The 22,256-nt window shown below is 64.9% G+C and carries 27 protein-coding genes and 1 pseudogene; 22 read left to right on the forward strand and 6 right to left on the reverse strand.

Annotation, left to right across the window (positions count from 1 at the left end):
* Position 1 precedes the first annotated feature (1 nt).
* From ACN2C8_RS07130 to ACN2C8_RS07145, 4 genes are all read left to right on the forward strand, one after another.
* Positions 2 to 406 carry a hypothetical protein gene (locus tag ACN2C8_RS07130; protein WP_419255145.1) on the forward strand — a complete coding sequence of 135 codons (405 nt, stop codon included), beginning with the start codon at positions 2 to 4 and terminating at the stop codon, positions 404 to 406.
* A gap of 20 nt (positions 407 to 426) precedes the next feature.
* On the forward strand, positions 427 to 2,184 hold the full coding sequence (locus tag ACN2C8_RS07135; RefSeq protein ID WP_419255146.1) for a tetratricopeptide repeat-containing protein: 1,758 nt from the start codon (positions 427 to 429) through the stop codon (positions 2,182 to 2,184).
* 315 nt (positions 2,185 to 2,499) lie between these two features.
* The gene (locus tag ACN2C8_RS07140) at positions 2,500 to 2,727 is read left to right on the forward strand and encodes a hypothetical protein (RefSeq protein ID WP_419255147.1); all 228 of its coding nucleotides are present in this window, start codon (positions 2,500 to 2,502) and stop codon (positions 2,725 to 2,727) included.
* Complete coding sequence (locus ACN2C8_RS07145) at positions 2,720 to 3,094, forward strand: hypothetical protein (protein WP_419255148.1); 375 nt, start codon at positions 2,720 to 2,722, stop codon at positions 3,092 to 3,094. The genes ACN2C8_RS07140 and ACN2C8_RS07145 overlap by 8 nt, the downstream gene beginning before the upstream one ends.
* A 66-nt stretch (positions 3,095 to 3,160) precedes the next feature.
* Here ACN2C8_RS07145 and ACN2C8_RS07150 read toward each other — a convergent pair whose 3' ends face one another.
* The 3 genes and pseudogenes from ACN2C8_RS07150 to ACN2C8_RS07160 all read right to left on the reverse strand — a co-directional run bounded on the left by ACN2C8_RS07150 (position 3,161) and on the right by ACN2C8_RS07160 (position 8,195).
* A complete protein-coding gene (locus ACN2C8_RS07150) occupies positions 3,161 to 3,679 on the reverse strand; it encodes a DUF6702 family protein (RefSeq protein ID WP_419255149.1) in 519 nt (172 codons plus the stop codon).
* Entirely contained in the window at positions 3,676 to 6,108 is a 2,433-nt protein-coding gene (locus tag ACN2C8_RS07155) for a M1 family metallopeptidase (RefSeq protein ID WP_419255150.1), read from the reverse strand. Before ACN2C8_RS07155 ends, ACN2C8_RS07150 begins: the two co-directional genes overlap by 4 nt.
* A gap of 89 nt (positions 6,109 to 6,197) precedes the next feature.
* Positions 6,198 to 8,195: pseudogene (locus ACN2C8_RS07160) on the reverse strand (TonB-dependent receptor).
* A gap of 323 nt (positions 8,196 to 8,518) precedes the next feature.
* Here ACN2C8_RS07160 and ACN2C8_RS07165 point away from each other — a divergent pair.
* On the forward strand, positions 8,519 to 9,079 hold the full coding sequence (locus ACN2C8_RS07165; protein WP_419255151.1) for a hypothetical protein: 561 nt from the start codon (positions 8,519 to 8,521) through the stop codon (positions 9,077 to 9,079).
* 294 nt (positions 9,080 to 9,373) lie between these two features.
* Here the strand turns inward: ACN2C8_RS07165 and ACN2C8_RS07170 are convergent, their stop codons facing one another.
* Genes ACN2C8_RS07170 through ACN2C8_RS07180 form a run of 3 tightly spaced genes read right to left on the reverse strand, consistent with a single transcriptional unit; the run spans position 9,374 to position 11,084 of the window.
* Positions 9,374 to 10,003, reverse strand: a complete 630-nt coding sequence (locus ACN2C8_RS07170) for a DUF1190 domain-containing protein (protein WP_419255152.1) — start codon at positions 10,001 to 10,003, stop codon at positions 9,374 to 9,376.
* Between the two features lie 8 nt (positions 10,004 to 10,011).
* Positions 10,012 to 10,425, reverse strand: a complete 414-nt coding sequence (locus tag ACN2C8_RS07175) for a DUF350 domain-containing protein (protein ID WP_419255153.1) — start codon at positions 10,423 to 10,425, stop codon at positions 10,012 to 10,014.
* A gap of 17 nt (positions 10,426 to 10,442) precedes the next feature.
* Positions 10,443 to 11,084 (reverse strand): DUF2491 family protein, encoded by a 642-nt coding sequence (locus ACN2C8_RS07180; protein ID WP_419255154.1) that lies wholly within the window; start codon positions 11,082 to 11,084, stop codon positions 10,443 to 10,445.
* A gap of 173 nt (positions 11,085 to 11,257) precedes the next feature.
* Here ACN2C8_RS07180 and ACN2C8_RS07185 point away from each other — a divergent pair, with 173 nt between their 5' ends.
* The 17 genes from ACN2C8_RS07185 to ACN2C8_RS07265 all read left to right on the forward strand — a co-directional run bounded on the left by ACN2C8_RS07185 (position 11,258) and on the right by ACN2C8_RS07265 (position 22,142).
* Positions 11,258 to 11,683, forward strand: a complete 426-nt coding sequence (locus ACN2C8_RS07185) for a YjfI family protein (protein WP_419255155.1) — start codon at positions 11,258 to 11,260, stop codon at positions 11,681 to 11,683.
* A gap of 22 nt (positions 11,684 to 11,705) precedes the next feature.
* Entirely contained in the window at positions 11,706 to 12,431 is a 726-nt protein-coding gene (locus ACN2C8_RS07190) for a PspA/IM30 family protein (protein ID WP_419255156.1), read from the forward strand.
* A gap of 5 nt (positions 12,432 to 12,436) precedes the next feature.
* Entirely contained in the window at positions 12,437 to 13,594 is a 1,158-nt protein-coding gene (locus tag ACN2C8_RS07195) for a glutathionylspermidine synthase family protein (protein WP_419255157.1), read from the forward strand.
* 150 nt (positions 13,595 to 13,744) lie between these two features.
* Positions 13,745 to 14,089, forward strand: a complete 345-nt coding sequence (locus tag ACN2C8_RS07200; protein ID WP_419255158.1) for a hypothetical protein — start codon at positions 13,745 to 13,747, stop codon at positions 14,087 to 14,089.
* 3 nt (positions 14,090 to 14,092) lie between these two features.
* A complete protein-coding gene (locus ACN2C8_RS07205; protein ID WP_419255159.1) occupies positions 14,093 to 14,665 on the forward strand; it encodes a 2'-5' RNA ligase family protein in 573 nt (190 codons plus the stop codon).
* A 57-nt stretch (positions 14,666 to 14,722) separates the two neighbouring features.
* Entirely contained in the window at positions 14,723 to 15,079 is a 357-nt protein-coding gene (locus ACN2C8_RS07210) for an ArsC family reductase (protein WP_419255160.1), read from the forward strand.
* Positions 15,051 to 15,863 carry an HAD hydrolase-like protein gene (locus ACN2C8_RS07215; RefSeq protein WP_419255161.1) on the forward strand — a complete coding sequence of 271 codons (813 nt, stop codon included), beginning with the start codon at positions 15,051 to 15,053 and terminating at the stop codon, positions 15,861 to 15,863. Before ACN2C8_RS07210 ends, ACN2C8_RS07215 begins: the two co-directional genes overlap by 29 nt.
* Before the next feature lie 47 nt (positions 15,864 to 15,910).
* Positions 15,911 to 16,099, forward strand: coding sequence for a hypothetical protein (locus ACN2C8_RS07220; protein ID WP_419255162.1), 189 nt, complete (start codon positions 15,911 to 15,913; stop codon positions 16,097 to 16,099).
* Positions 16,100 to 16,197: 98 nt separating this feature from the next.
* The gene (locus ACN2C8_RS07225) at positions 16,198 to 16,608 is read left to right on the forward strand and encodes a hypothetical protein (protein ID WP_419255163.1); all 411 of its coding nucleotides are present in this window, start codon (positions 16,198 to 16,200) and stop codon (positions 16,606 to 16,608) included.
* The gene (locus tag ACN2C8_RS07230) at positions 16,608 to 17,123 is read left to right on the forward strand and encodes an RNA polymerase sigma factor (RefSeq protein WP_419255164.1); all 516 of its coding nucleotides are present in this window, start codon (positions 16,608 to 16,610) and stop codon (positions 17,121 to 17,123) included. Before ACN2C8_RS07225 ends, ACN2C8_RS07230 begins: the two co-directional genes overlap by 1 nt.
* The gene (locus ACN2C8_RS07235; protein ID WP_419255165.1) at positions 17,120 to 17,410 is read left to right on the forward strand and encodes a hypothetical protein; all 291 of its coding nucleotides are present in this window, start codon (positions 17,120 to 17,122) and stop codon (positions 17,408 to 17,410) included. The genes ACN2C8_RS07230 and ACN2C8_RS07235 overlap by 4 nt, the downstream gene beginning before the upstream one ends.
* Before the next feature lie 108 nt (positions 17,411 to 17,518).
* On the forward strand, positions 17,519 to 17,902 hold the full coding sequence (locus ACN2C8_RS07240) for a DUF6249 domain-containing protein (RefSeq protein ID WP_419255166.1): 384 nt from the start codon (positions 17,519 to 17,521) through the stop codon (positions 17,900 to 17,902).
* A 28-nt stretch (positions 17,903 to 17,930) separates the two neighbouring features.
* Positions 17,931 to 18,503, forward strand: coding sequence for an RNA polymerase sigma factor (locus tag ACN2C8_RS07245; RefSeq protein WP_419255167.1), 573 nt, complete (start codon positions 17,931 to 17,933; stop codon positions 18,501 to 18,503).
* Complete coding sequence (locus ACN2C8_RS07250; RefSeq protein ID WP_419255168.1) at positions 18,496 to 18,876, forward strand: hypothetical protein; 381 nt, start codon at positions 18,496 to 18,498, stop codon at positions 18,874 to 18,876. Before ACN2C8_RS07245 ends, ACN2C8_RS07250 begins: the two co-directional genes overlap by 8 nt.
* Before the next feature lie 100 nt (positions 18,877 to 18,976).
* On the forward strand, positions 18,977 to 19,804 hold the full coding sequence (gene panB, locus ACN2C8_RS07255; RefSeq protein ID WP_419255834.1) for a 3-methyl-2-oxobutanoate hydroxymethyltransferase: 828 nt from the start codon (positions 18,977 to 18,979) through the stop codon (positions 19,802 to 19,804).
* 167 nt (positions 19,805 to 19,971) lie between these two features.
* Complete coding sequence (locus ACN2C8_RS07260; RefSeq protein ID WP_419255835.1) at positions 19,972 to 20,718, forward strand: tetratricopeptide repeat protein; 747 nt, start codon at positions 19,972 to 19,974, stop codon at positions 20,716 to 20,718.
* Positions 20,715 to 22,142, forward strand: a complete 1,428-nt coding sequence (locus ACN2C8_RS07265) for a PQQ-binding-like beta-propeller repeat protein (protein ID WP_419255169.1) — start codon at positions 20,715 to 20,717, stop codon at positions 22,140 to 22,142. Before ACN2C8_RS07260 ends, ACN2C8_RS07265 begins: the two co-directional genes overlap by 4 nt.
* Positions 22,143 to 22,256 lie beyond the last annotated feature (114 nt).

The following is a 22,256-nucleotide window of genomic DNA, read 5'->3' on the forward strand; positions in this document are numbered from 1 at the left end:
AGTGACAGAGCCAACACCCACCCGTGTCGTAGAGTTGGTTGTCGGCATCGCCGACGGCGTAAACTTTATGAATGTCCTCGATCCGGAGAACCCGACTCCGCTGTCGCTGGACCTCAGTCATCGCTGTGAACTGGTCTTCAGGCTCAGTGACAGCCTTATCGACGCTGGCTGGAAGTTCCAGCGGCGCCCGATCTCCGTCAAGGACGACTACGGGCTGAATTTTTCGAGCTATGTCTGGGTCACCCAGGGGTACGGAGCACCGCTAGCCCCGCATTCGTGCTTCAAGATCATCTACGAATGCGTCCGAATGGGCGAGTATGAGTACAGCCTGTTCATGACCGACTCGCATGACCAGAGCATCACTCTGGATCCCAAGATCGAGAACGGCGCAGGCAAGGTACCCTGATCGAGCCGCCGGCTTTCGACATGGATGCGGTCACCGCGCTGATCCAGCGCGGTGAGATTCTGGCCGCCTATGACATCGCCCGCGCCGCCCTGGAGGCGGGCGATACGTCGCGTGAAATCGCCTACAAGGCTGTGCTTTGCCTTGCGAGAGCCGGGGCGGTCGATTTCGCAAGAACCGAATATGTTCGCCTCGGACTGGACCGGATCGACGACGATCCCGACATTGTCGCCCTTGGCGCGCGGCTTCTGAAAGACGTCGCCCTGGCCGCGCGAGGGGCCCGTCGTACGGCTTTCGCCAGGGCCTCGACCCTCCGCTATCAAGCGCTCTTCGAACGCTTCGGCGGTCTCTATGGCGCAATCAACGCCGCGACCATGACGCTCGTCGCCGGAGACCGCGCGGGCGGTCAAGCCCTGGCGGCGACCATGCTCGTTCGGCCGCCGTCGCGACTGACAGGCGTGGCGGCCTATTATGAGGCCGCCAGTCGGGCCGAGGCGCTGTTCCTGACAGGGCAACTGGAGGCAGCGCGTGAGACCCTGACCGCAGCCCAGAAGCATGCGCCCCACGCCTTCGCAGCCCACGCCTCGACCCTGCGCCAGCTGGAAATGCTGTGCCGGGAGACTGGCGTTGATCCTGCCTGGCTCGCTGAGTTTCGGCCCCCGGCCTGCGCCCACTTCACCGGCCATATCCTGGACGCTTCGCGAGAAGGCGCCCTGAGCGAAGGCCTGGGCAGCGACCTGCGAGACCAGGCGGACCGTATGGTGCGGGAACAGGGGATCGGCTTTGCGTATGGTGGCCTGGCCGCAGGGGCAGACATCGTCTTTGCAGAGGCGCTGCTCGAAGCCGCAGCCGAACTGCACCTGGTTCTGCCGGTGAGCCGGGAGTCCTTCATCGCGGTGTCAGTCGCGCCCTTTGGGCGCGCCTGGGGCGAGCGTTTCGATCGCTGCTTCGCCCGCGCCACGTCCGTGCGCTACGCTTCGCTGGACCCCTATGCCAGTGACGAGCAAGTCTTCGCCTACGCCAGCCAGATCGCCATGGGTTGCGCAGTGCTGCGCGCCCAAACCCTGTCGACCGAGGCGTTGCAGGTGGCGGTCTGGGACGGCCACGCTACTGCCGGACCGGCCGGCGTGGCGGTGGATCTGGCCTATTGGGCCAAGGGGCGCCGCAGGCAGGTGGTCATCCCGGTGCGGCGTCCGCCGCGGCCTCTCCCGGTCGGGCCGTCCTTGCGAGACGCCGACGCATCCGCCTCGCGCGCAATGAAGGCTATGCTCTTCGCTGACGTGAAGGGCTTTGGAGCGCTGCGCGACGACCAGATTCCTGCGTTCATCGACACGGTGATGGGGCAAATGGCCAAGGTGATTGAGGGGCTCGATGCGCGTCCGCAGCACGTCGAGACATGGGGTGATGGTCTCTTCCTTGTCTTTGACCAGCCGATCGACGCCGCTGTGGCCGCCCTTGCGCTGCAGGAGGCCCACCGTTCGCTGGACCTTCGAAGCCTCGGCCTGCCGCGCAGTCTTGGCCTCAGAATTGGCGGTCACTATGGACCGGTGCACCTGACGACCAATCCGTTGACCAAGGCGCCGGCCGTCGTGGGCGCTCACGTGGTCGTCGCCGCACGTATCGAGCCGGAGGTCGCCCCGGGCTCGGCCTGTGTCAGCGAAGCCTTGGCCGGGGCGCTGGCGACCCTTCACGGCGATCGCGTTCGTTGCGGCTACGTAGGGCGAACCCAAGGGCGCAAGGGCTTTCCGGCGACCCCTATTTTCAATCTCACACGCGCCTGATTCTCTCGGCTCCGGGTTGAGTTGGAGCCTATATGTCTGGCGATGTGCGGATCCGCACAGTCATGCGCCAGCGGCGCATTCATATTTCCGGGCGTAGGCCGCGACGACAACAGTCCAGGCGGCTGCAGAACCTCTCTGTCGACCGCCATCGTTGGAGTGCCGCCAAGACCTACACTGCATTCGGCCCGCCACCGCTGGCCGTTTTCGCCGCCTCCGGACCCGACTGCCCCTTCGGTCGGGTCCCTCTCCCTGAACATCTTTCCAGTCGCGCCGCCGATGGAACACGCCCCTTCCCGTTGTATCAGGAACTTTGCCATGTCTCTCGAAGCTGCCGTCCTCAGCGGGCCGTCGATCGGCCAAGACGCTATCGCCGCCGCGTTCGCCTCCGACCCGGCGGCGATCATTCTCAAGCATGCTGTAAAGATCTGGGCCCGTGATCACGGCTTCGCGGAAGACGATGTGTCCAGCCTGACCGAAAGGGTCGTTGCCTTCACCTGTTCGGCGATCCTCGACTGCCAACGCAAGGTCCAGGCCGTTGTCTAGTCTGTCGCTGTTCCGGATCCCCGGAGCGATCCTGGCTCACGCCAAAAACCTCATCGCGGGTGGTGCTGAAAGCACCAGCCCAGCGCGGCTGGATGCTCGGCTCTGCGCCTCCAAGCCAGTTGGTGAAGGTGACCACACGACTCACGACAAGACCTTTTGGGCCAGCATGGCCGGAGCGGATAAGCGGCTGGCAGAGCTTCGGCGCGCCATCGATGAAGCTGCGGCGGAAGCGATGGCGCGCGATACCGGCGAACACGCATCGCCTGGCCACAATTCCCAACTCGGCGAGAGCCGATGCGAGACGGCCAATCGGATGATCACCGACGCATTGGGCACGCAAAATCCGTCAAATCCGCAGCCGAAGTGAGCGGCGGCCGGAACGCGTCAAAAACCCAGGGGTAGCAGGCAAGGTTCAATTCTGGCGCCCTTTGGTCTAGGGCTCGAGGGGATCCAAAGTCTGAGCGGCGTCGGCGTCGGAGCCGTTAAAAACGAGCGTTCGAGTGATGCCAAAGCGGCGGACGTTTACCTGATTGACCTCGTCGCCATAGACGTCAGCGAACATCGCCGCCCGCAGTTCGATGGCGGCGCGGACGTCTGCCGGGGACACTTGGCCAGCATACTCGAAACGCACCTCGTCCGCGCCCAGTGTCAGGTCCCGAAGGGTCAGAGCGACGACGGCGCCGTCGACCTTCAGCGAGAAGGTCTGCAGCATATAAGCCTTCAGGGCTTCGACGGCGTCGGGGTCGTCGAGGCTGGCCTGAGCATCCGGCGCGATCTGGACCAGGGCTGGTTCGACATCGTGGGCCGGGATCCGGTGGCTGACCTTGACCCCACCCGTCCCGGCGTCGATCTCCACGACGCTCAAGACGGCATGGCCCCGATGCGCGGCCGCCGGCAGCGGGGCCAGCAACAGGCCCAGCGCCGCGATCATGACGGCTGCCCGCGCGATCATTTGGCGCCTTCGTCCTTCTTGGGCTCTTCCGAAGGCAAGGTTCCCAGGCCGCCTGGCTCGACTTTCAGATTGGCGTCCTTCATGCGGTTGGTCGTTTCCGGCGGCTTCTGGATCTTCAGCGTCGTCGGCGTGATGGCACCTTCATAGATGTTGTTGCCGCGATCGGCGTCGGCAGTTTCCCACAGGGGGTCGATCTGGGCGCCCTTCAGGTCCTTGGTCGAGACGTACTGCCAGGTGACCTGCTTTGAGTTTTTGCGCCAGATTTCGGCGGGAATTCGCACCGTCTCGCTGGTGCCGTCGGCGAAGTCCATCTTGACGATCACGGGCATCACCAGTCCGCCGATATTGCGGAACGTGAAGCGATAGAGATTGTCCTTCAGGTCCTGGGCCGCTTGCTCTTGGGGCGTCAGCTCCTCGCGGGCCGTCTTGGCCTTCTTTCGCGCGCTGTCAAAGACCGCGAACTGGTCATTGGCGTTGTAGAAATCGCGAACCTTGGCGTCGCGCTCGATGACTGTCGTTCCGCTGTTGTTGGCGGCCGTGCGCGACACTGGTTCGATGTCGTTTCTGGCCTTGCGGACCCCGGCTTCGACGTCGGGATCGCCGCTCTCGATCCGCGCCTTGACGATCTTGTCCAACGCGATGTCGACATGGTCGGTCGAGTAGAACCAGCCGCGCCAGAACCAGTCCAGATCAACACCCGACGACTCTTCCATCGTTCGGAAGAAGTCGTAGGGCGTGGGGTGCTTGAAGCGCCAGCGGTTGGAATATTCCTTGAAAGCCCGGTCGAAGAGCTCGCGGCCCATGATCGTCTCGCGCAGAATCACAAGGGCGGTAGCCGGCTTGGAATAGCCGTTGGGGCCAAACTGGATCACCGAGTCAGACTGGGTCATCAGCGGCACCTGGTCCTGGCTGACCATGTACTCGACGATGTCCTTGGGCTCGCCGCGACGCGAGGGGAACTTCTTGTCCCACTGCACCTCGGCCTGGAACTCAAGGAAGCTGTTGAGGCCCTCGTCCATCCAGGTCCACTGGCGCTCGTCGGAATTGACGATCATCGGGAAATAGTTGTGGCCGACCTCGTGGATGACCACGCCGATCAGGCCGTATTTGGCGCGCTCGGTATAGGTCAGTGCGCCGGTCTTCTTGTCCTTCAAAGGCCGTGGGCCGTTGAAGCTGATCATCGGATATTCCATCCCCCCGACCGGACCGTTGACCGACTGGGCCACCGGATAGGGATAGGCGAAGGTGAAGTCGGAATAGACTTTCAGCGTGTGGGCGATCGACTTGGTCGAATAGGCGTCCCACAGCGGGCGGGCTTCCTTGGGGAAGAAGGACATCGCCATCACGACCGGATACTCGGCCGTCGCGTCGTCCTGCTTCACGCCCAGTGCGTCCCACACGAACTTGCGCGAGCTGGCCCAGCCAAAATCGCGGACATTGCTGGCCTGGAAGACCCAGGTCTTTTCGGTCGTGGCCTTGCCCTTCTCGGCGGCGACGGCCTCTTCGGGCGTGACCACATAGACGGGCTCGCTGGCGGTGCGGGCCTTGGCGAGGCGCTCGCGCTGAGCGGCGCTCAGAACGGCAGCCGGATTCTGCAGCACGCCGGTGGACGAGACCACGTGGTCAGAGGGTACGGTCAGGGCGACGCGATAGTCGCCGAACTCCAGCGTGAATTCGCCGTCCCCGAGGAAGGCCTTGTTGTGCCAGCCTTCATAGTCCGAATAGACCGCCAGGCGGGGGAACCACTGGGCACCCTCATAGATGCAGTTGCCGTCCTCGCCCTTGCCGGTGAAGCACTCGTAGCCGCTGCGACCGCCGACGACCTTGTTCTCGGCCATCGGTAGAGACCATTCGATCGTGAACTTGGTCTCGCCGCCATTGGCGCGCACGGCGGCCGGCAGATCGACCCGCAGGAGCGTATCGACGACGGTGAACTTCAGCGGACGGCCCTGGGCGTCCTTCACTGACTTGATGGTGAAGCCGCCCTCCCACTCTTTGAAGCGCTGGATGCGGCGCACCTGGCCCAGGCTGATGCTGTCGCCCGAGACGGTTTCGGTCAGCTTGCTGATCGAGTCGCGCTTGTATTCCTGGTCCAGCAGCAGCCACAGATAGGGCAGGCTGTCGGGCGAATTGTTGCGATAGGTGACGGCGGCCTTGCCGGTCAGCAGCTTGGAGTCTTCATCCAGGCGCACGGCGACGTCGTAGTCGACCTTCTGCTGCCAGTACCGATAACCTGGCGCGCCCGCTGCGTTGCGATAGTCGGTCGGGGTTGGCCAGTCCTCGCCTTCCAGCTGGCGAAACTTGTCGTCGAAGGGCGCCTTGGTTTGCTTGATGGCGTCGGCCTGGGCGCCGGGTGCCAACGACACTGTGAGCGTGGCCGCGATAACACCGGCCACGGCGTAACGGATAGAAAGCTCGGACAAGTTCAAAAGCCCCTCAGACACTGAGTCCTGACGAATTCGCAGGATGACCTTGGCGAGACGCGAAGGGAAAATCACCCTGTTTTTGTCACGATTGGTCAGAAACTGATCTTCAACCCCTCGCGCAGGGTCCGGGGTTCGAAAGGATGGAAGTGGACGTCTTCGACTCCACCGGCAGGCTCGGACTGCAGCCGCGAGGCTTAGACATAGGCGATGTCATCGCGTTTGCTGTCCGTCAGGTTCAGGACCTCGACCATCACACTGGCCGGGCCCAGGTTGTGGACAAGCAGGGCGTTGACCAGACCTGTCGGACGCGACCGTACGGAATTGTCCTCGATGAGCGGTGCCGCGCCCAGTCGGCGCCAGGTCAGCGAAAGGGTAGAGGCCTTGCCCAGCTTCCAACTCGCGCCTGCGCTCAACACCGCGCCGACGGCGTTGGGAATACGGTCGCCTTCCGGCGGATCGCCAGTAAGGCGGGCGTGGGCGGCGGCGTAAGATGCCGTTAGATCCCAGCGCGAGCTCGGCCGCCAGTCGACCAGAAACTCCAGACCTGCCCGTTGGGTCGCGCCACTGGCCTTGGTGAAGCCGGCATCGCCGACACAGATGAGCGCAGAGTCGGCGTGCAGCGCCCAGGCCGCCGCCGTCAGAGCCCAGTCGGCGCGCTTCCAGCGCAGGCCCAGTTCTGCGCCGTTTGATGGCGACAGCAATGGCGCACGCTCAGCAGGATCGCCGGTGATAGGGTCGACTGTGATCACCGCTCCGCGCGCATCATTGGAATGAAAGCCGCGCCCGGCGTCGGCATAGAGCTCGAAGGTTTTCGAAACCCGCCAGGCCAGGGCCAGCTTGGGGCTCAACAGGACTTCACTGACAGTCCCGCTGTTGCGTGGGTCGCCGGCATCGACGTCGGCGCCCATGGCGTCGGCGCGCAGGCCCAGGGTCAGGTCCAGCTTGCCGAATCGCCTTGAGGCTTCTCCCCACAGGGCCGTCGACCATTGGGTCAGGGCGTCCTGGCGCACGGTCTCGCGACGCGCGCGGGCGGTCGTGCGGTAGAGGCCGACCTTGCCGATCGCATCGACACGGACCGAGGCGCCGGTCCGCGCGCTCCAGCGGTCGCCCCGCGTCCAGCGCTTGATCAGGGCGCCGCCGTAAACCCAGCGCTGGTCGACTTGCTCGAACTGGTCCCCATTGACCGGATCCTCCAGGAAGTAGGTGAAATTGGAAAACAGATCGAGCTTGTAACGCTGGGCATAGATCACCGTATCCAGGCCCAGCAGCAGGTCGCGCCGCCGGGCCGAAAGGATGTAGCGTGAAGTCTCGCCGCCGTCGGTTGCATCAACTGCGTCCAGCCGACCGATGGCGCCACTCTCGACCGCCCGCCGCGGGATCTGGTCTGTGGCGCTCCAGTCGGCGTCGTAGGCCAGGGCGGTGACTGACCAACCTCCCACGATCGCGCGGCCCAGCAGGTTGACCTTCTTAAGATCCTCCGGCGTTGTCCACGGCCCGCGCGCGCTGGAGATGTCGGCGGCGACGAGCACGTTTTGGCTGAGAACCTTGGAACCGACCGCACGATAGTAGGCGTTATCCCCGGCCCAGGCCTGCATCCCGTCGCCATGCAGGTGATCCGCTGTCTCGAAGGCGACCGCGCCAGCCGTAGCGAAGTCGCCGTTCTCGGCGGAGTAGGGGCCCTTTCTAAAGCCGATATCGTGGACGAATTCCGGTGTGAGGATGTTGAGGTCCAGATAGCCCTGGCCATGGCCATGAGAGGGCAGGTTCAGTGGAACACCGTCCAGCGAAGCTGCGAGGTCCGTGCCGTGGTCTAGATTGAAGCCGCGCAGGAAGTACTGGTTGGCCTTGCCCGCGCCTGAGTGCTGGGTCGCGACCAGCCCGGGCACCGCTTCGATCAACTCGGCCGGGCGCAATAACGGACGGACGGCGAAGTCGGCGTAGGCGATACGGCCCTCGCTCGCCGAAGTCGCTCTACCCAGGTCGTTGGCGCGGCGCCCCCAAACCGAAATGGCCTCTAGCTCTTGGGCGCGCGCAACGACAGGGGCGAAGGTCACAAGCAGCAAAAGTGCGAAAAGTCGGCCCCGGCTCATGCCGCCTCTTATGTGCTGAGCGCACCAAAGCCAAGGGCGGCCTCGCCTTGCCCCTCGGCCATGTCACCCTTGGCGCAGGGGTTGGACGCATTTGGTTTTCGAAGGGACCTGTTTCTTCGACTTGCCCTTGGGCTCTTTCATGATGTGTCTCTTTCCGTCGCACACGGTCGGCTTGGCAGTTCGCCGTCGGTCGTGGCAATCATCGTCGGGTGGAAATAGCCTCGGCGTCATCCGCGCCACGCGATGATCGAAAGGCTTGCACGTCCTATCCGCAAGCGGCGGTTAATCGTCCGTACGTCGGCGGTTCCGATCAGGAGATTTGAATGAAACCTATCCTGGCGCTCTGCGCGACGGTCTGGCTCGTAGCCGTTCCGACCATGGCCTCGGCGCAAACCGCCGCCGACCGGTTCTTCAGCCAGCTTCAAACACTCTGCGGGAAGAGCTTCACGGGCCAGGTCGTGACGGGCGACGCGGTCGATGAGCCGTTTCGCAAGGCCGAGCTGGTGATGACCTTGGCGCAGTGCGACGCCACCGAAATCCGCATCCCCTTTCGGGTTGGCGAGGATCGCTCGCGCACTTGGGTGATCACCCGGGTTGGCGAGGGGCGTTTGCGCCTGAAGCACGACCACCGTCACGCCGATGGGGTTGAGGATGAGCTGTCCCGCTATGGGGGCGATGCCGTCGATGCGGGGTCCGTTTCCTTGCAGAGCTTTCCGGTGGACGCGGAGTCGCGGGCTCTGTTCACACGGCTGGATCGCGCGGTATCCAACACCAACGTGTGGTCGCTCGGGCTCACGCAGGACCTCTTCACCTACCAGCTGGCGAGGCCGGGGCGGCTGTTTAGGGTCTCGTTCGACCTCACTCGGCCGCTGCCAGCTCCTTAGCAGCCGGGGAGATCAAGGCGGCATCGCGTAGCTGACGCGGCCTCGTCCTTCAGGTGACGGCGTGGACGGCGGCATAGGCGGTTCCGCGCCAGATGTCGTTATGGCGCCGGCGCTGTGACACAGGTCCCCGATCGCCAGCACTCCGCGCGCCGCTCAGGGCCGCCAGACGTTCACCGAGGGGATGGGGTGGGGCGAACCAACCGGCCCTGTTCCAACTGGTGACAAGGCCGTTGGCTCATTCGCCCTGCGCCGCTTGAGCGACGCGGGTCATAGCGGCTTTGGGCGCGGGACCCATCAGCCGCCGAATGAGCGCCCGCCGCCGAATCCGCCGCGCGAGATCACTGAGCTGCGGCTCTGGACGCGGCTCGGGGCCTCGGCGCGTGAAGGCGCATCGAAGCTTTCCGAGCGCACCCGCGTGCGGCCGGTGACGTAGTCACGCGACAAAGGATAGCCGCTGCCGCCGTAATAGGTTCCGCTCCGATCGCGATACATCGGCGCGCCGCGATAGCCGCCGCCCATGTTGTTGAGCGCCTGGCCGATGATGAAGCCGGTCAACAGGGGCGTAAAGAAGCTGCCGCCGCCCTGGCTGGAGCGTGGCACGCACTGGTCGACGCCGTAACGCTCCTCGCAGCTTTGCTGGTCGTTGAACTTGGGCGCGTTCTCGGCGCTGTCCTTCTGGGCTTGAGCCAGTGTGGTTTCGCACTGCTGTGCGGTGAAGTCGCCCGAGGCCTTGCACTCGTCCAGGCTGGTGAAGGTGCGCGCCTCAACGGCCTTACCCGCCGCCGCGGCGGCAGGCGGATCGCCCCATTGCGTGACGGCCGGAGCGTTGTCGCAGGCGGTGATCGACACCGCCGCGCCGGCCATCAGGGTGGTCAGGGTCAGGCTGCGCGAGCGCTTCAGCCGGGGCTGGGATTGATCGGTCATGGCGCGCCTCAAGACGTCATGCAGGCGGCGTTGAGCAGACCCACCGCGATGGAGATGCTGGCCAGATAGACGCCGGCGGCCAGTTCACCGCGTTCGATGCGGGCCGCGACGTCCTTCATAACCACCACGCGGATCAGGGTGAAGGCGGCGATCTGGATCACGCCGGCCAGGGCGGCCCAGGCACAGAACTCGACCAGCGAGACGGTGTGGCTAAGGGCGGAAGCCAATGGCAGCACATAGCCGACCAACGCGCCGCCCAGGGCCAGGGCGGCGGCGACGTTGCCTTCGCGGATCAGCGTGCCCTCGTGGTAGGGGGTCACCCACTGGTAGATGACCTTGAAGGCCACGGTGAACAGGCCTGCGGCGACGAAGGCCACCAGGAAGGCGAGGGCGCTGGTCGCGAACCCCTGAAGATCGAACATGGTCTGTCTCTTTCCGGTCAGGCTTTGAATTCGCCGGCTTCCAGCGGGATGCCGAGCATGATCTCGAACGAGACCTCATGGTCTTCGCTCTCCTGCTCGATGGCGAGCAGCAATTCGCGGCCGTCGCCCGGCAGGTCGCGGGCAAACAGCATGCAGGTCTGGAAGATGCGGCGGTCCGGAATGCCATCCCGGTCGTCATGCAGGTCTTCCCAGAAGGTGACCGGGTCCTGGCTTTCGGCTTCGTCGCCAAACCACAGGCGATCGTAGTCCGCCAGCCCCTTGGCGGTGAAGGTCCGGGCCTTCAGCCGCGCGGCCCAGGCTTCGCGATCGGCGCGCCCGCCGGGATAGGCGCTGTCCCAGGGCATGAAGACCGTCACATCGGTCAGGCGCTGGCCCTCGCGATCGTCGGAGACCGCCTGAAACAACACATGGTCATCGGTGTAGAAGCGATGGATGAAGCCGCCGTCTTTCAGGTCGACCAGACCCTGGGCGGTGATCTCCAGCGTATCGCGGTCCAGCGAGAACCGCGTATCGCCGCCAAACCGCCTCCAGGCCAAGGTGTCCAGCCAGACGGTTCTGCCCAGCGTGACATTGCGGATGGCGGGCAGGGCCGGCGCGGCAAGCGCCGCATCCTTGCGTCCGAAGAGCTTGCTGAACATCAAAAGCGGACCCGGTGGCGACTCCTTCTATGTGTACGACGCCCGCTGGCCGGGCAACAGGGGCTGCGCCATTACGAACTTGTCATGACGAACCCCGGGGAGATGCTCTCGACGACTGGCGTTCGCCCTCCCATCTTGTATGAAACGCCACGACCTCTGGAGGATGACGCCCCATGACGACCCCCGCCTGGACTGTTCGCTCGCTGCAGACCGCCCTGTCGGATGGCCTCAGTGACGCGATGACGGCCCGCGTCGTCGAAGGCGCCGATCCCATCCTGCTGGTCACCATGCACGAACAGGGCGACCTGGAGATCTTCGTCAGCGTCAGCGACCAGCAGATCGCCGCCTCGGTCCTGCTGTGGCCGGTCGACGAACAGGAAGACCGCCACGCCTTCAATGAGTTCCTGCTCAAGGCCCAGAAGCTGGTGCCGCTGTCGAACTTCGGCATCGGTACGGTCGGCGACCGCGACTATTACGAACTGTTCGGCGAACTGGCCCCGTCCTCGTCGCTGGACGATATCCTGATCGAGCTGCGCGTCCTGGCCGAGAACGCCATCGAGGCCGCTTCCGACCTGCGCTCGTCCTTCACCCCCGCCTAATATCGTTCCCGGAGACCCACCGATGTCCATCTGGCGCAAGCTGTTCACCCTGGGGCGCGCGGGCGCGCATGAAGCCTCGGCCGCCGTCGTCGACGCCAACGCCATCCGGATCCTGGACCAGGAAATCCGCGACGCCGACACCGCCCAGGGCAAGGCCCGCGACGACATGGCCACCCTGGTGGCTCGTCGCCGGATCCTGGAAAAGGAAGTGTCCAGCTTCCGCGAGCAGGTGACCAAGTACGAAGGCTCGGCCCGCGCCGCCGTTGGGAAGGGCGACATGGACCTGGCCCGCCAGGTGGCCCAGCGCATCGCCGATCTCGAACAGGACATCGCCCTGAAGGAGCCGCAGATCGAAGGCATGCGCGGCGCCGAAGACCAGCTACACCAGGCCATTACCGCCACCGACCGCCGCATCGAGACCCTGCGTCGCGAAGTTGACGTCGTGAAGGTCAATGAGTCCGTCCAGAAGGCCCAGGCCTCGGTCGCCGCGCGCGGCGCCGGCGCCGGCTCTTCGCTGGGCTCGGCCGCCGACAGCCTCGCCCGGATCAAGGAACGCCAGGCCATTCGCGGCGAAAAGATCAAGGCGTCCGGCGAACTGGAAGACCGTCGCACCGGTGCTGATCTGGATGAAAAGCTGCGCCTGGCCGGTATTGGCCCCGGCCAGTCCTCGGCCGACGATATCCTGGCGCGTCTGGCACCGCCTGCTGCAGCGCCGCTGCAGATCGAGCAGAAGTCGAGCGAAACCTAGAGCGCATGCGCCGACTTGACCTGACGCCGCGCGCCGACTGGCAGGCGAAAGCCGACGCTGTCGGCTTCGTCTACCATCACACCGACGGCCAGCCCTATTGGGACGAGTCGACGGCTTACGCTTTCACCCTGGCCCAGATCGAAGACGATCTGGAGCCGGCGGCGGCGGAACTGCATGAGCTCTGCCTGGACCTCGTTGACGAGGCGGTCGGCAGTGAGGCCCTGATGACGCGGCTGGCGATACCGGTCGAGCACCGGGACTTCGTCGCCGCCTCGTGGCGCGCCAAGGAGCCCTCGCTCTATGGCCGTTTCGACTTCGGCTATGACGGTGCCTCCAAACCCAAGCTCTACGAATACAACGCCGACACCCCGACCAGCGTCTTCGAGGCGGCCACCTTTCAGTGGCTATGGTTGGAGGAACTGCTGGCCTCCGGCGCCCTGCCAGCAGGGACCGATCAGTTCAACAGCCTGTTCGAGGCGCTGCGGGACCGCTTCGCGACCCTGTTTCCGACTGGCGGCTTCGTCCACTTCGCCAGCGACGCGTCAGCGGTCGAGGATCGCCAGACCGTTCGTTTCCTGGAAGATCTGGCGCTGCAGGCCGGTCTGGATCCCAAGTTCGTGGCCATCGACGCCATTGGCGTGAACGGTGATAGCCAATTCGTGGATCATGAGGGCTTCATCGTCCAGGCGGCCTTCAAGCTTTATCCATGGGAGTTTATGCTGCGCGAGCCCTATGCCGCGCACCTGAAGACCGCCGGTGTGCGCTGGCTTGAGCCGCCGTGGAAGGCGATCCTTTCCAACAAGGGTATCCTGCCCCTGTTGTGGGAGCGGCACCCCGGGCACCCCAATCTGCTCGAAGCCTATTTCGAGCACGATCCGCGCGCCTCGGCCCTTGGGCCGCGCTATGTGCGCAAGCCGTTGTTCTCGCGGGAGGGCGCCAATGTCGAGATCATCGGCGGCGACGAACCTGTCCTGGACCAGGGCTACGGTCAGGAGGGTGCAATCGTGCAGGCCTATCACCCTCCGCCGATGTTCGCGGGCAAGCACCCTGTCGTCGGGGCCTGGATGGTGGGCAATGAGCCTGCCGGGATCGGTATCCGCGAGGACGACAGCATGGTGACCAAGAACCTTGCGCGCTTCGTCCCCCATATCATTGAGGCCTGAGACGGCCACGGATCGGGCGCATCAATTCGCCTGATTGGCGTAATCGCCCTTGCGGTCTGACCCGGGATCACTCCAACGTGAGCCAACAGCCGGCCGTCGCGATGCGCGCAAGGGTCGGGAAACACACAGAGACTGAACGTCGGGGGAATGATGACTTCGGAACAGGACAGCGCGGGCTCGAGCATCGCCGCGATTCTGGCGGCCGTTTCGGCGGAAATGTCGATCGCCGCCGAGGCCTGCGGAAAGCTGGACGACGCGCTGGGTCAGATCCTGGCGGTTAGCCCGCCAGAGAGCCGCAATCAGGTGATGCAGGAACTGCACACAGTCGATCTCTTGGCTCAGCACATCACGGCTGTGACCGATTTCACCCATCGCCTGGCCCTGATCGCTTCGACGGACGACACGCTCGCCGTCGACGAGGCGCTGTCGGCGATCACGCTGGGCGCTGTGGCTGAACGCCTGCGCGCCAGCCTGGCCGCTGCCAAGGCGGGCTGATCCATGGCGCGCGATTCCGAGCAGCCCTCGCTGTTTGGCTTCGAGGCTGCGCCTCGCGACAAGCATCTGATCCTGATGGTCTATCCGGACCAGCAAGCCAGAACGGCCGCCGAGGCCTGCGGCCGTCGCTATCAGGTCGATAACGGACTCGGCGGCGCGGTCTTCAATCCGGACCTGATGCACGTCACCCTCGGCCATTTCGACTATTGGGATGAGGTGCCAGCGAGCCTGATTGAGCGGATCACCCGCGCGGCGGCGAAACCGTCGATGGCGCCGTTCCAGGTGTCGTTCGACCAGATCGGCGGCTTTCCCGGGAACGTCGTGTTGCGCGGCGGTGAAGGGCTGAAGGCGCTGGAAGCGTTCCAGGCGGACCTTCGACAGGCCCTGGCCTGGGAGAAGCTCGACGGTTCCCACCTGAATTTCACGCCCCATCTGACGGTTATCTATGGCCAGCCGGGCGCGGTGGTCGCCGCCGTCGAACCGGTGATCTGGACAGTGAGCGAGTTTGCCCTGGTGGTCAGTCATCACGGCAAGGGGCGGCACGAGGTTCTGGCCCGCTATCGGCTGGTCGGCTGACTTGCGCCCGGAGGGCGGCGCGGCTACCCGTCGGTGCCTTCAGGAGAGGACCGGGCCATGAGCGTCACGATCTACGGCATCAAGGCCTGCGACACGATGAAGAAGGCCCGCGCCTGGCTGGACGGGCAGGGCGTTGCCCATGCCTTTCACGACTACAAGGTTGCCGGGATCGACCAGGGCAGTCTTGAGCGCTGGGTGGACGCGCTGGGCTGGGAGACGGTGCTCAACCGGGCGGGCACGACGTTCCGCAAGCTGGCGGACGCCCAAAAACAGGATCTGGACGCCCGCATGGCGATCGACCTGATGTTGGCCCAGCCTTCGATGATCAAGCGACCCATGCTCGATATCGACGGAAACTTGACCGCCGGCTTCAAGCCGGATGTCTATGCGCGGGCCTTCGGAAAGGCCGTTTAAGGCATTCGACTTTGCGCAAAGCGCGAGTCGGCGGAATTTAGGACGACAGCCGGGGCGAAGCGGGGCTATTTCGGCCATCGACGCTCCGTTTGAAAAAGAAAAGCGCAGGAACCGTTCCGTGGGAGCCTATCCCGTCCCGTCGTACGACATGGTCATCTTTGACTTCGACGGCACGCTGGCCGACAGCGCGGCGTGGATGATCAAGGCTGTCAATCCAATGGCTCTGCGCTTTGGCTTCAAGACGGTCACCGACGAAGAGATCGACATGCTGCGTGGCCGCGGCACGCGCGAGGTCATCCGTTATCTGGGCATCTCGCCGTGGAAGCTGCCGATGATCGCCTCGCATGGCAAAAAGCTGATGGCGGCCGAATGCCACTCCATTCCGTTGTTTCCCGAGACCGCAGCCATGCTCAAGGCGCTGCATGACGCCGGGCTGCGACTGGCCGTGGTCAGCTCCAACAGTGAGCGCACGATCCGCTCGGTGCTGGGCCCTGAGCTTTCTGGCCTGATCAGCCAGTTTTCCTGCGGCGCCTCGCTGTTTGGCAAGGCGCGCAAGTTTCGCAAGGTAACCTCCGGCGCGTCGCGGGACCGGGTGATTTGCATCGGCGACGAGACCCGCGATATCGAGGCAGCCCACGCGCTTGGGCTAGCCTGCGGCGCGGTAACCTGGGGCGCTGCCAAGCGCGCCATCCTGGCCGAGCACGGCCCGACGATCGTTTTTGAATCCCCGTCCGAAATCATTTCGCATCTCGTTGCATCCAGGGCGATGATCGGTGGCGACTAACCTTCAGAAATGAGCGCGAACGCCTCGCGTCCATCTGAGGGATGACCATGCTGGACCTGATCTATTCGTTCTGGTGGCTTGTGTTTCCGCTGGGCTGGCTCGCGGTCACCGGCTGGAATGCGTGGCTGGCGCACAAAACCCGACAAGACACCCTGGACTTGATCCAGACCTATGTCCGCCGCGGCTCCGACGCGCCGCAGGAACTTCTGGCCAGGTTAGACCGCCCTCAGCGCTAGAATCGGAAGTTTTTCCCCGGCCGCATCCAGCAAGATCACTGGCGGCGACTAAACTACTTACGGTGCGTCTTGCCGACGCCAACAGGAGAGACAATCCCGTGGAAGACCTATTTCGTTCGTTCTGGTGGCTGATTTTTCCATTGAGCTGGTTCGTGTTCGACGGCTTTCAGAACTGGCTGTCCTATCGGGCTAATCGCGATACGCTCGACCTCCTGAAGTCCTACGCTGCCGCCGGCCGCGAGCCGCCTCCGGAACTTGTGGCGCGGCTAAACAAGCACTGGAACCCCGATGGCGGCTACCGCGACACGCGGTCACGCGAACGCGGCGGCCGTCAGCGCGGCTGGTATCAGGTGGTGCTGTTTGGCGTTCTGGGCATCGGCTTCGCCTACGCCTCGGTCACCGACATCTATGAGGCCGGACCGGCCTTCTTGATCGTAGCCTTCGTTATGGGCGCCCTTAGCCTGGCCACGCTGGTGTCTGTTCTGGTCAATCGCGGACCCAAGGTCTGATGGATGCGCCGCTCGTCAGAGCGGCGCGGGCTGGCTCCCAGGCAGCGTTCGCCCGGTTGGTCGTGATGCACGAGAAGCCGTTGCGGGGTTTCCTGCGAAAGAGCGGCTGGACCGACGCTGAAGACATCGCTCAGGAAGCCTTTGTGGCGGCTTGGGCGAGCCTGGGCCGGCTGCGCGCGGATAACGGTTTTCGCGCCTGGCTCTACGGGATCGCCTGGCGCAAGGCTCTGGATCACCGTCGCGCGGCCAGTCGCTCGGCGCGACGCGACGAGGCGTGGCAAGGTCTGCAGATGCTGGAAACCGCGCAGGCGGTGGTTCGGGAGGATTGCATGGCCTTGCAGGCCGCTCTGGAGACCCTGCCGGAAGACCAGCGCGCCTGTGTCACCCTTTGCCTTGGCCAGGGCTGGTCACATCCCGAAGCGTCCCAAATCCTGGGCCTGCCGCTGGGCACTGTTAAGTCGCATGTAACCCGAGGTCGTGAGAGACTGCTGGCTGTTCTGGGAGATCCGTCATGACCCCTGATGATCGTTTGGCCGCTTTCCTGAGCGAGGCGCCCGAGCCCCGCGCTTCCGACGTGTTCGTGGCCGAGGTCATGGAGGCTGTCGAACGTCGGGTGTTTCTCGACCGTCTGATGGTCGGCGGCGCGGCGGCCCTGGCTGGCAGCGTGGTATTGTGGGCCTGCTCGCCGGTCCTGAACATGGCGGTCGACGCCCTGGCGCCGACCCTGTTTCCGGTGGCCGGCATGCTGGTTCTGGTCATCGCCGCGGCCATTCTGGGCGACCGGTTGCTGCCGCAGAAATAGCTTACGAAAGTTTCATCCCGCCGGGCGCCTCCAAACGCCTGCCCCGGCGCCTCTTATAGTCAGAAGGCGGCGACATGGATGTCACGCCGCACCAAGAGGAGTTTCGCCATGGACGAGGTCTGGATCCCTATCATCATGTTCCTGGTCGTCGGCGCGATCGTGATCGTGCCGGTCTATCTGAAGAGCCGCGAACGTATCGAAATGCAATCGACGCTGCGCGCAGCGATCGACAAGGGGCAACCGGTTCCGCCCGAGGTCATTGAGGCTCTGACGCGTAATGTGAAGGTCGCTCCGACCTCGCTTAGCGACATACGGGCCGGCGTGATCTGGTTGGCCGTCGGGATCGGCATTGGTCTTTTCAGCTACTTCGCCGACTTCGGCGATCATGATGCCGACTTCCCGGGCATCGGCATTGCCTGCATTCCCGTCGTGATCGGCGTGGCTTTCATTGTCCTCAGCTTCTTCAATCCCAACAAGTTCAAGCGCGTCTGATCGCTGAGCCTTGGGGAAGGGGAAAAGCATGTCCATGGACCGCCCACCAACGGGCCACGATGTCGAGCTCGCCGCCTTCGCGGCGGCGGGTGACCGGCGCGCCTATGGCGAGCTGGTCCGGCGACACGGGTCGGCGGTCCGGGGTCTGCTGCGCCGCATGGGAGCCGACTCGGCGACAGCCGACGACATGGCCCAGGACGCCTTCCTGGCCGGTTTCGAGCAGGTGGCGGACTATCGCGGCGAAGGCGCCTTCGGCGGCTGGATCAAGCGGATCGCGGCGCGGTGCTATCTACGCAAGGTCAAGCGCGAAGCCCGCATGATCTTCACCGACGAAGCCCCGGACGGCGACGATCCGACGGCCCTGAACGAGCCTCGTACGGCCAACCGCATTGACCTGGACGAGGCCCTCAAGGCCCTGTCGAAAGGCGAGCGGCTCTGTGTCTCGCTCTGCTACGGCGGCGACTGGTCGCACGCCGAGGTCGCCGAGGCCTTGAACATCCCGATCGGCACGGTGAAATCCCATGTCAAACGTGGTTTGGATAAACTCAGGGCCAAACTGGCCCCACCTAGTGAAAGCGCGAGGAGGGAAGCTCATGGCTGAACCCGATTTCGAAGCGCAGCTGACGCGGCTCTACAACGAGCCACCGGCCTTTCCGGACGCCGAGCTGTTTGCCGCTCAGATCGCGGCTAGTCTTGATCGCGGCTGGGCGCTGCGCCGTGTTTTGATCGGCGGCGCGGGCATCGCGGCGGGGGTATTCGCGGCGGTGCAACTGGTCGCCACCCGTTTCTCGGCCGAATTGCAGACCTTGTCGCGCGAGGGAACGCGGGACCTGACCGCCGATATCGACCTGGCCATGAACAAGGTCAGTCAGATGGTCGCCACGCCCGCCAGCCTGGAAGCGCTGTGGCTGGCGGCGGGCCTGGCGCTTCTCGCTCTGGGCTTCGCTGTGACCCGGGCGATGGAAGAGTTCTGACGGCGGCATCGACTGATCATTGTTCATGTTGCAGCGCGGGGCGATCTGACCGACAACAGCGCGCCTTCGCCCTTCCCTGGGCCTGTTCTGGAGCATGGTTCTGTCCTCGCACCGTGATGAGACGGTTCGCCGTCTCGCAGCCCCCGACATCGCCGCCCGCAAGGGCGGCGTGCCTATCGTCTGCCTGACCGCCTATACCGCGCCGGTCGCGGCGGCTCTGGACGACGCTTGCGACCTGCTACTGGTCGGCGACTCGCTGGGCATGGTGGTCCACGGCCTGCCCAATACGGTGGGGGTGACCATGGAGATGATGATCCTGCACGGCCAGGCGGTCATGCGGGGCTCTCGCAAAGCCATGGTGGTAGTCGACATGCCCTTCGGGTCCTACGAGGCCTCGCCCGAGGTCGCCTACGCCAATGCCGTGCGGATCATGAAGGAGACAGGCGCCCAGGCCGTGAAGGTCGAGAGCGGCCCCACCGTTCCGGCGACCATCGAATATCTGACCAAGCGTGGCGTGCCGGTCATGGGCCATGTGGGGCTACGGCCCCAGGCGGTGCTGGTCGACGGGGGCTTCAAGGCCAAGGGTAAGGACGAGGCGGGTCGCGCGGTGATTCTCGATGAGGCCCGCCGCACCGCCGACGCCGGGGCCTTTGCCGTGGTCATTGAGGGTGTCGCCGAGAGCCTGGCCCGCGAGATCACCGCCGCCATCGCGCCGCCGACCATCGGCATCGGCGCATCTGCCGGCTGCGACGGCCAGATCCTGGTCACTGACGACATGCTGGGCCTCTTCGACTGGACGCCCAAGTTCGTGCGCCGCTACGCCGACCTGAAAGGCGAGATCGAGCGCGCCGCCCGGGAATACGCCGTCGACGTCAAGGCGCGGACCTTCCCGGGCGAGGCCGAGACTTACTACGCCAAGAAGGGCTAGCCGCCGCGCCAGCGCCCGTTGCGGCTGGCCCGTTCACGCTATAGGTTCCCCGCCTGCGCTGGCGGCCCTTCGCCGGCCGCATTCTGTCGTAAACCATGCGTCGCCGCCGGATCCGTCCGGTGCTGTCGCGTCAGGGCGCTGTCTGCGTCCGTTTCGGAGCCTCGTTCGTGGTCGATGTGTTTGACGAGGTCGAAGAGCAGCTTCGCTCCGACCGTTACAGGACCCTCGCGCTGAAGGCGCTGCCGTGGATCGGCGCCGCAACGGCGGCGATCGTCATCGGCGTGGGCGGCTATTGGGGCTGGACCGCCTATCAGACCAAGGAAGCGGCCAAGGCGTCGGAGACCTATCAGGCCGCGATCGAGACCATGGGCCGCGAAGGGCCAGCCAAGGGCTTTCCGGCCATGGAGGTGGTGTCCAAGAGCGGCGCTTCCGGCTATCGCGCCCTGGCGCTGATGCACATGGGTGGCATCCGGCTCGAAGAGGGCAAGACCGCCGACGCCGTGCGCTATTTCGACGAAGCGGCCAAGCTTTCATCCGATCCGGTGATCGGCGACCTGGCGCGCCTCAAATCCGCCTTGGCGCTCATGGATACGGCCTCGTTCAAGGATATCGAAGCGAGGTTGACGCCGTTGGCTGGGGAAAAGAGCCCTTATCGTGTGAACGCCAAGGAAGCCCTGGCGTTCGCCAAGCTTCAGGGCGGCGACCTCAAGGGCGCCCGCGAGGACTTCTCGGTTCTCTCCAACCTGCTCGACAACAATTCCGAAGGCGTTCGCCAGCGCTCCCAGGCAGCGATGCAGATGATCGATTCTGGCTCGGCCAAGGATCTGGCCGCTGTCGTCAAAGCCTCGACCGCGCTGCCGCCGCCCGCGACCATGCCGATCGCTCCGCAACCCGCGCCGAACAGCGCCCAATGAGCCGCTCCATGAATTCCAAGCGTTCTGTGGCGTTGATCGCGCTGATGTCGGCGACGGTGATGGTGAGCGGTTGCTCGACGGTCTCCAAGCTCAACCCCTTCGACAAGGCCGAAAAAGACAAGGCCACAGCTACGCAGGGCCAGCGGATCTCGGTGATCGCGTTCGACCAGAAGGTCGAGCCCGCCGAGGTTCTAAAAGGCACAGAATTCTATCTGCCCGAACCGGCCGTCCAGGCCGAATGGCGCCTGCCGGGCGGCAGCGCCGAGCAGTCGGTCGAGCATGTCGACGCCGGCAAGGCTTTCGAGATCGCCTGGCGCAAGGGCTTTGGCCAAAAGGGCAATCGCAAGTTCCACATCACGGCCCCGCCGGTGGCGACTGCGGACCGGATCTTTGTCATGGACGGCGAGTCCACGGTCTCTGCCATCGACATCAAGACGGGTTCGGTGGACTGGCGAAAGGACCTGCGGCCCTCGGCCGGTCCGGGCAAGGGCGGCGTCTTCGGCTTTGGCGGCGTCAAGAACGACCGACTGGGCTTTGGCGGCGGTCTCGCCCTCAGCCCTGACAACAAGCTGATCGTCTCGTCGGGCTTCCGCTTCGTGGCCCAACTCGACGCCACGACCGGCGCTGAAGCCTGGCGTCAGGCCACCTCGACCCCGATCCATGCGGCCCCGACCGTCGTCGATGGTCGCGTGTTCGTGGTGTCGACCGACAACGAACTGCTGACCTACAACGCCGCTACCGGCGCGCCTGGCTGGACCTATCAGGCCCTAATCGAGCCGGCCCGCATCCTTTCGGCGCCCAGCGTCGCGGTTAGCGGCGACACCACCGTCGCCGGTTTCGCCTCGGGTGAACTGGTCGCCCTGCGCGCCGCCAACGGCAACGATCTGTGGAGCGAAGCCCTGTCGCGTGCCAGCCGCACAAATGCGCTGTCCGAAATCCGCGACATTCCCGGCCGCCCGGTGATCTACAAGGGCGATGTTTTCGCCGTCAGCCATTCGGGCGTGTTCTCGGCCACCGATCTTCGCACCGGCCAGGCGCGCTGGAGCCTGCCGATCACCGGCATCACCAGCCCCTGGGCCGCCGGCGACGTCGTCTTTGTCGTCGACAAGTCGGGCCAGGTGATCTGCGTCGCCCGCGAAAGCGGGTCGGTCTACTGGATCCGCGACCTCAATGAGGGCCTGGGTCAGACCAAGCGCCAGAAGAAGAAGCTGGCCAAGCATCCGCGCCTGTGGTCGACGCCGATCCTGGCTTCGGGCCGCCTGATCACGGTGTCCAGCGACGGCCAGGCCGTGGCGCTGAACCCCAAGACCGGCGTGACGGAAAAGACCCTGAAGATCGGCGCCTCGGTGCTGCTGGCCCCGATTGCGGTTGGCGACATGATCTATCTGGTCACTGACGACGCTCAGGTCGTGGCGATCCGCTAACCCTATTCACCGAACCATTCGGTTCGGTGATCATCAACCTTACGGTCCCGTGACCCGGGCCGGCGCAAGCCGGCCCGGGTCGTTCGCTTTGCGGGAACGGCAAAAATCGACTAC

It is taken from the genome of Caulobacter sp. ErkDOM-C, assembly GCF_048541825.1.
Classification (GTDB): domain Bacteria; phylum Pseudomonadota; class Alphaproteobacteria; order Caulobacterales; family Caulobacteraceae; genus Caulobacter.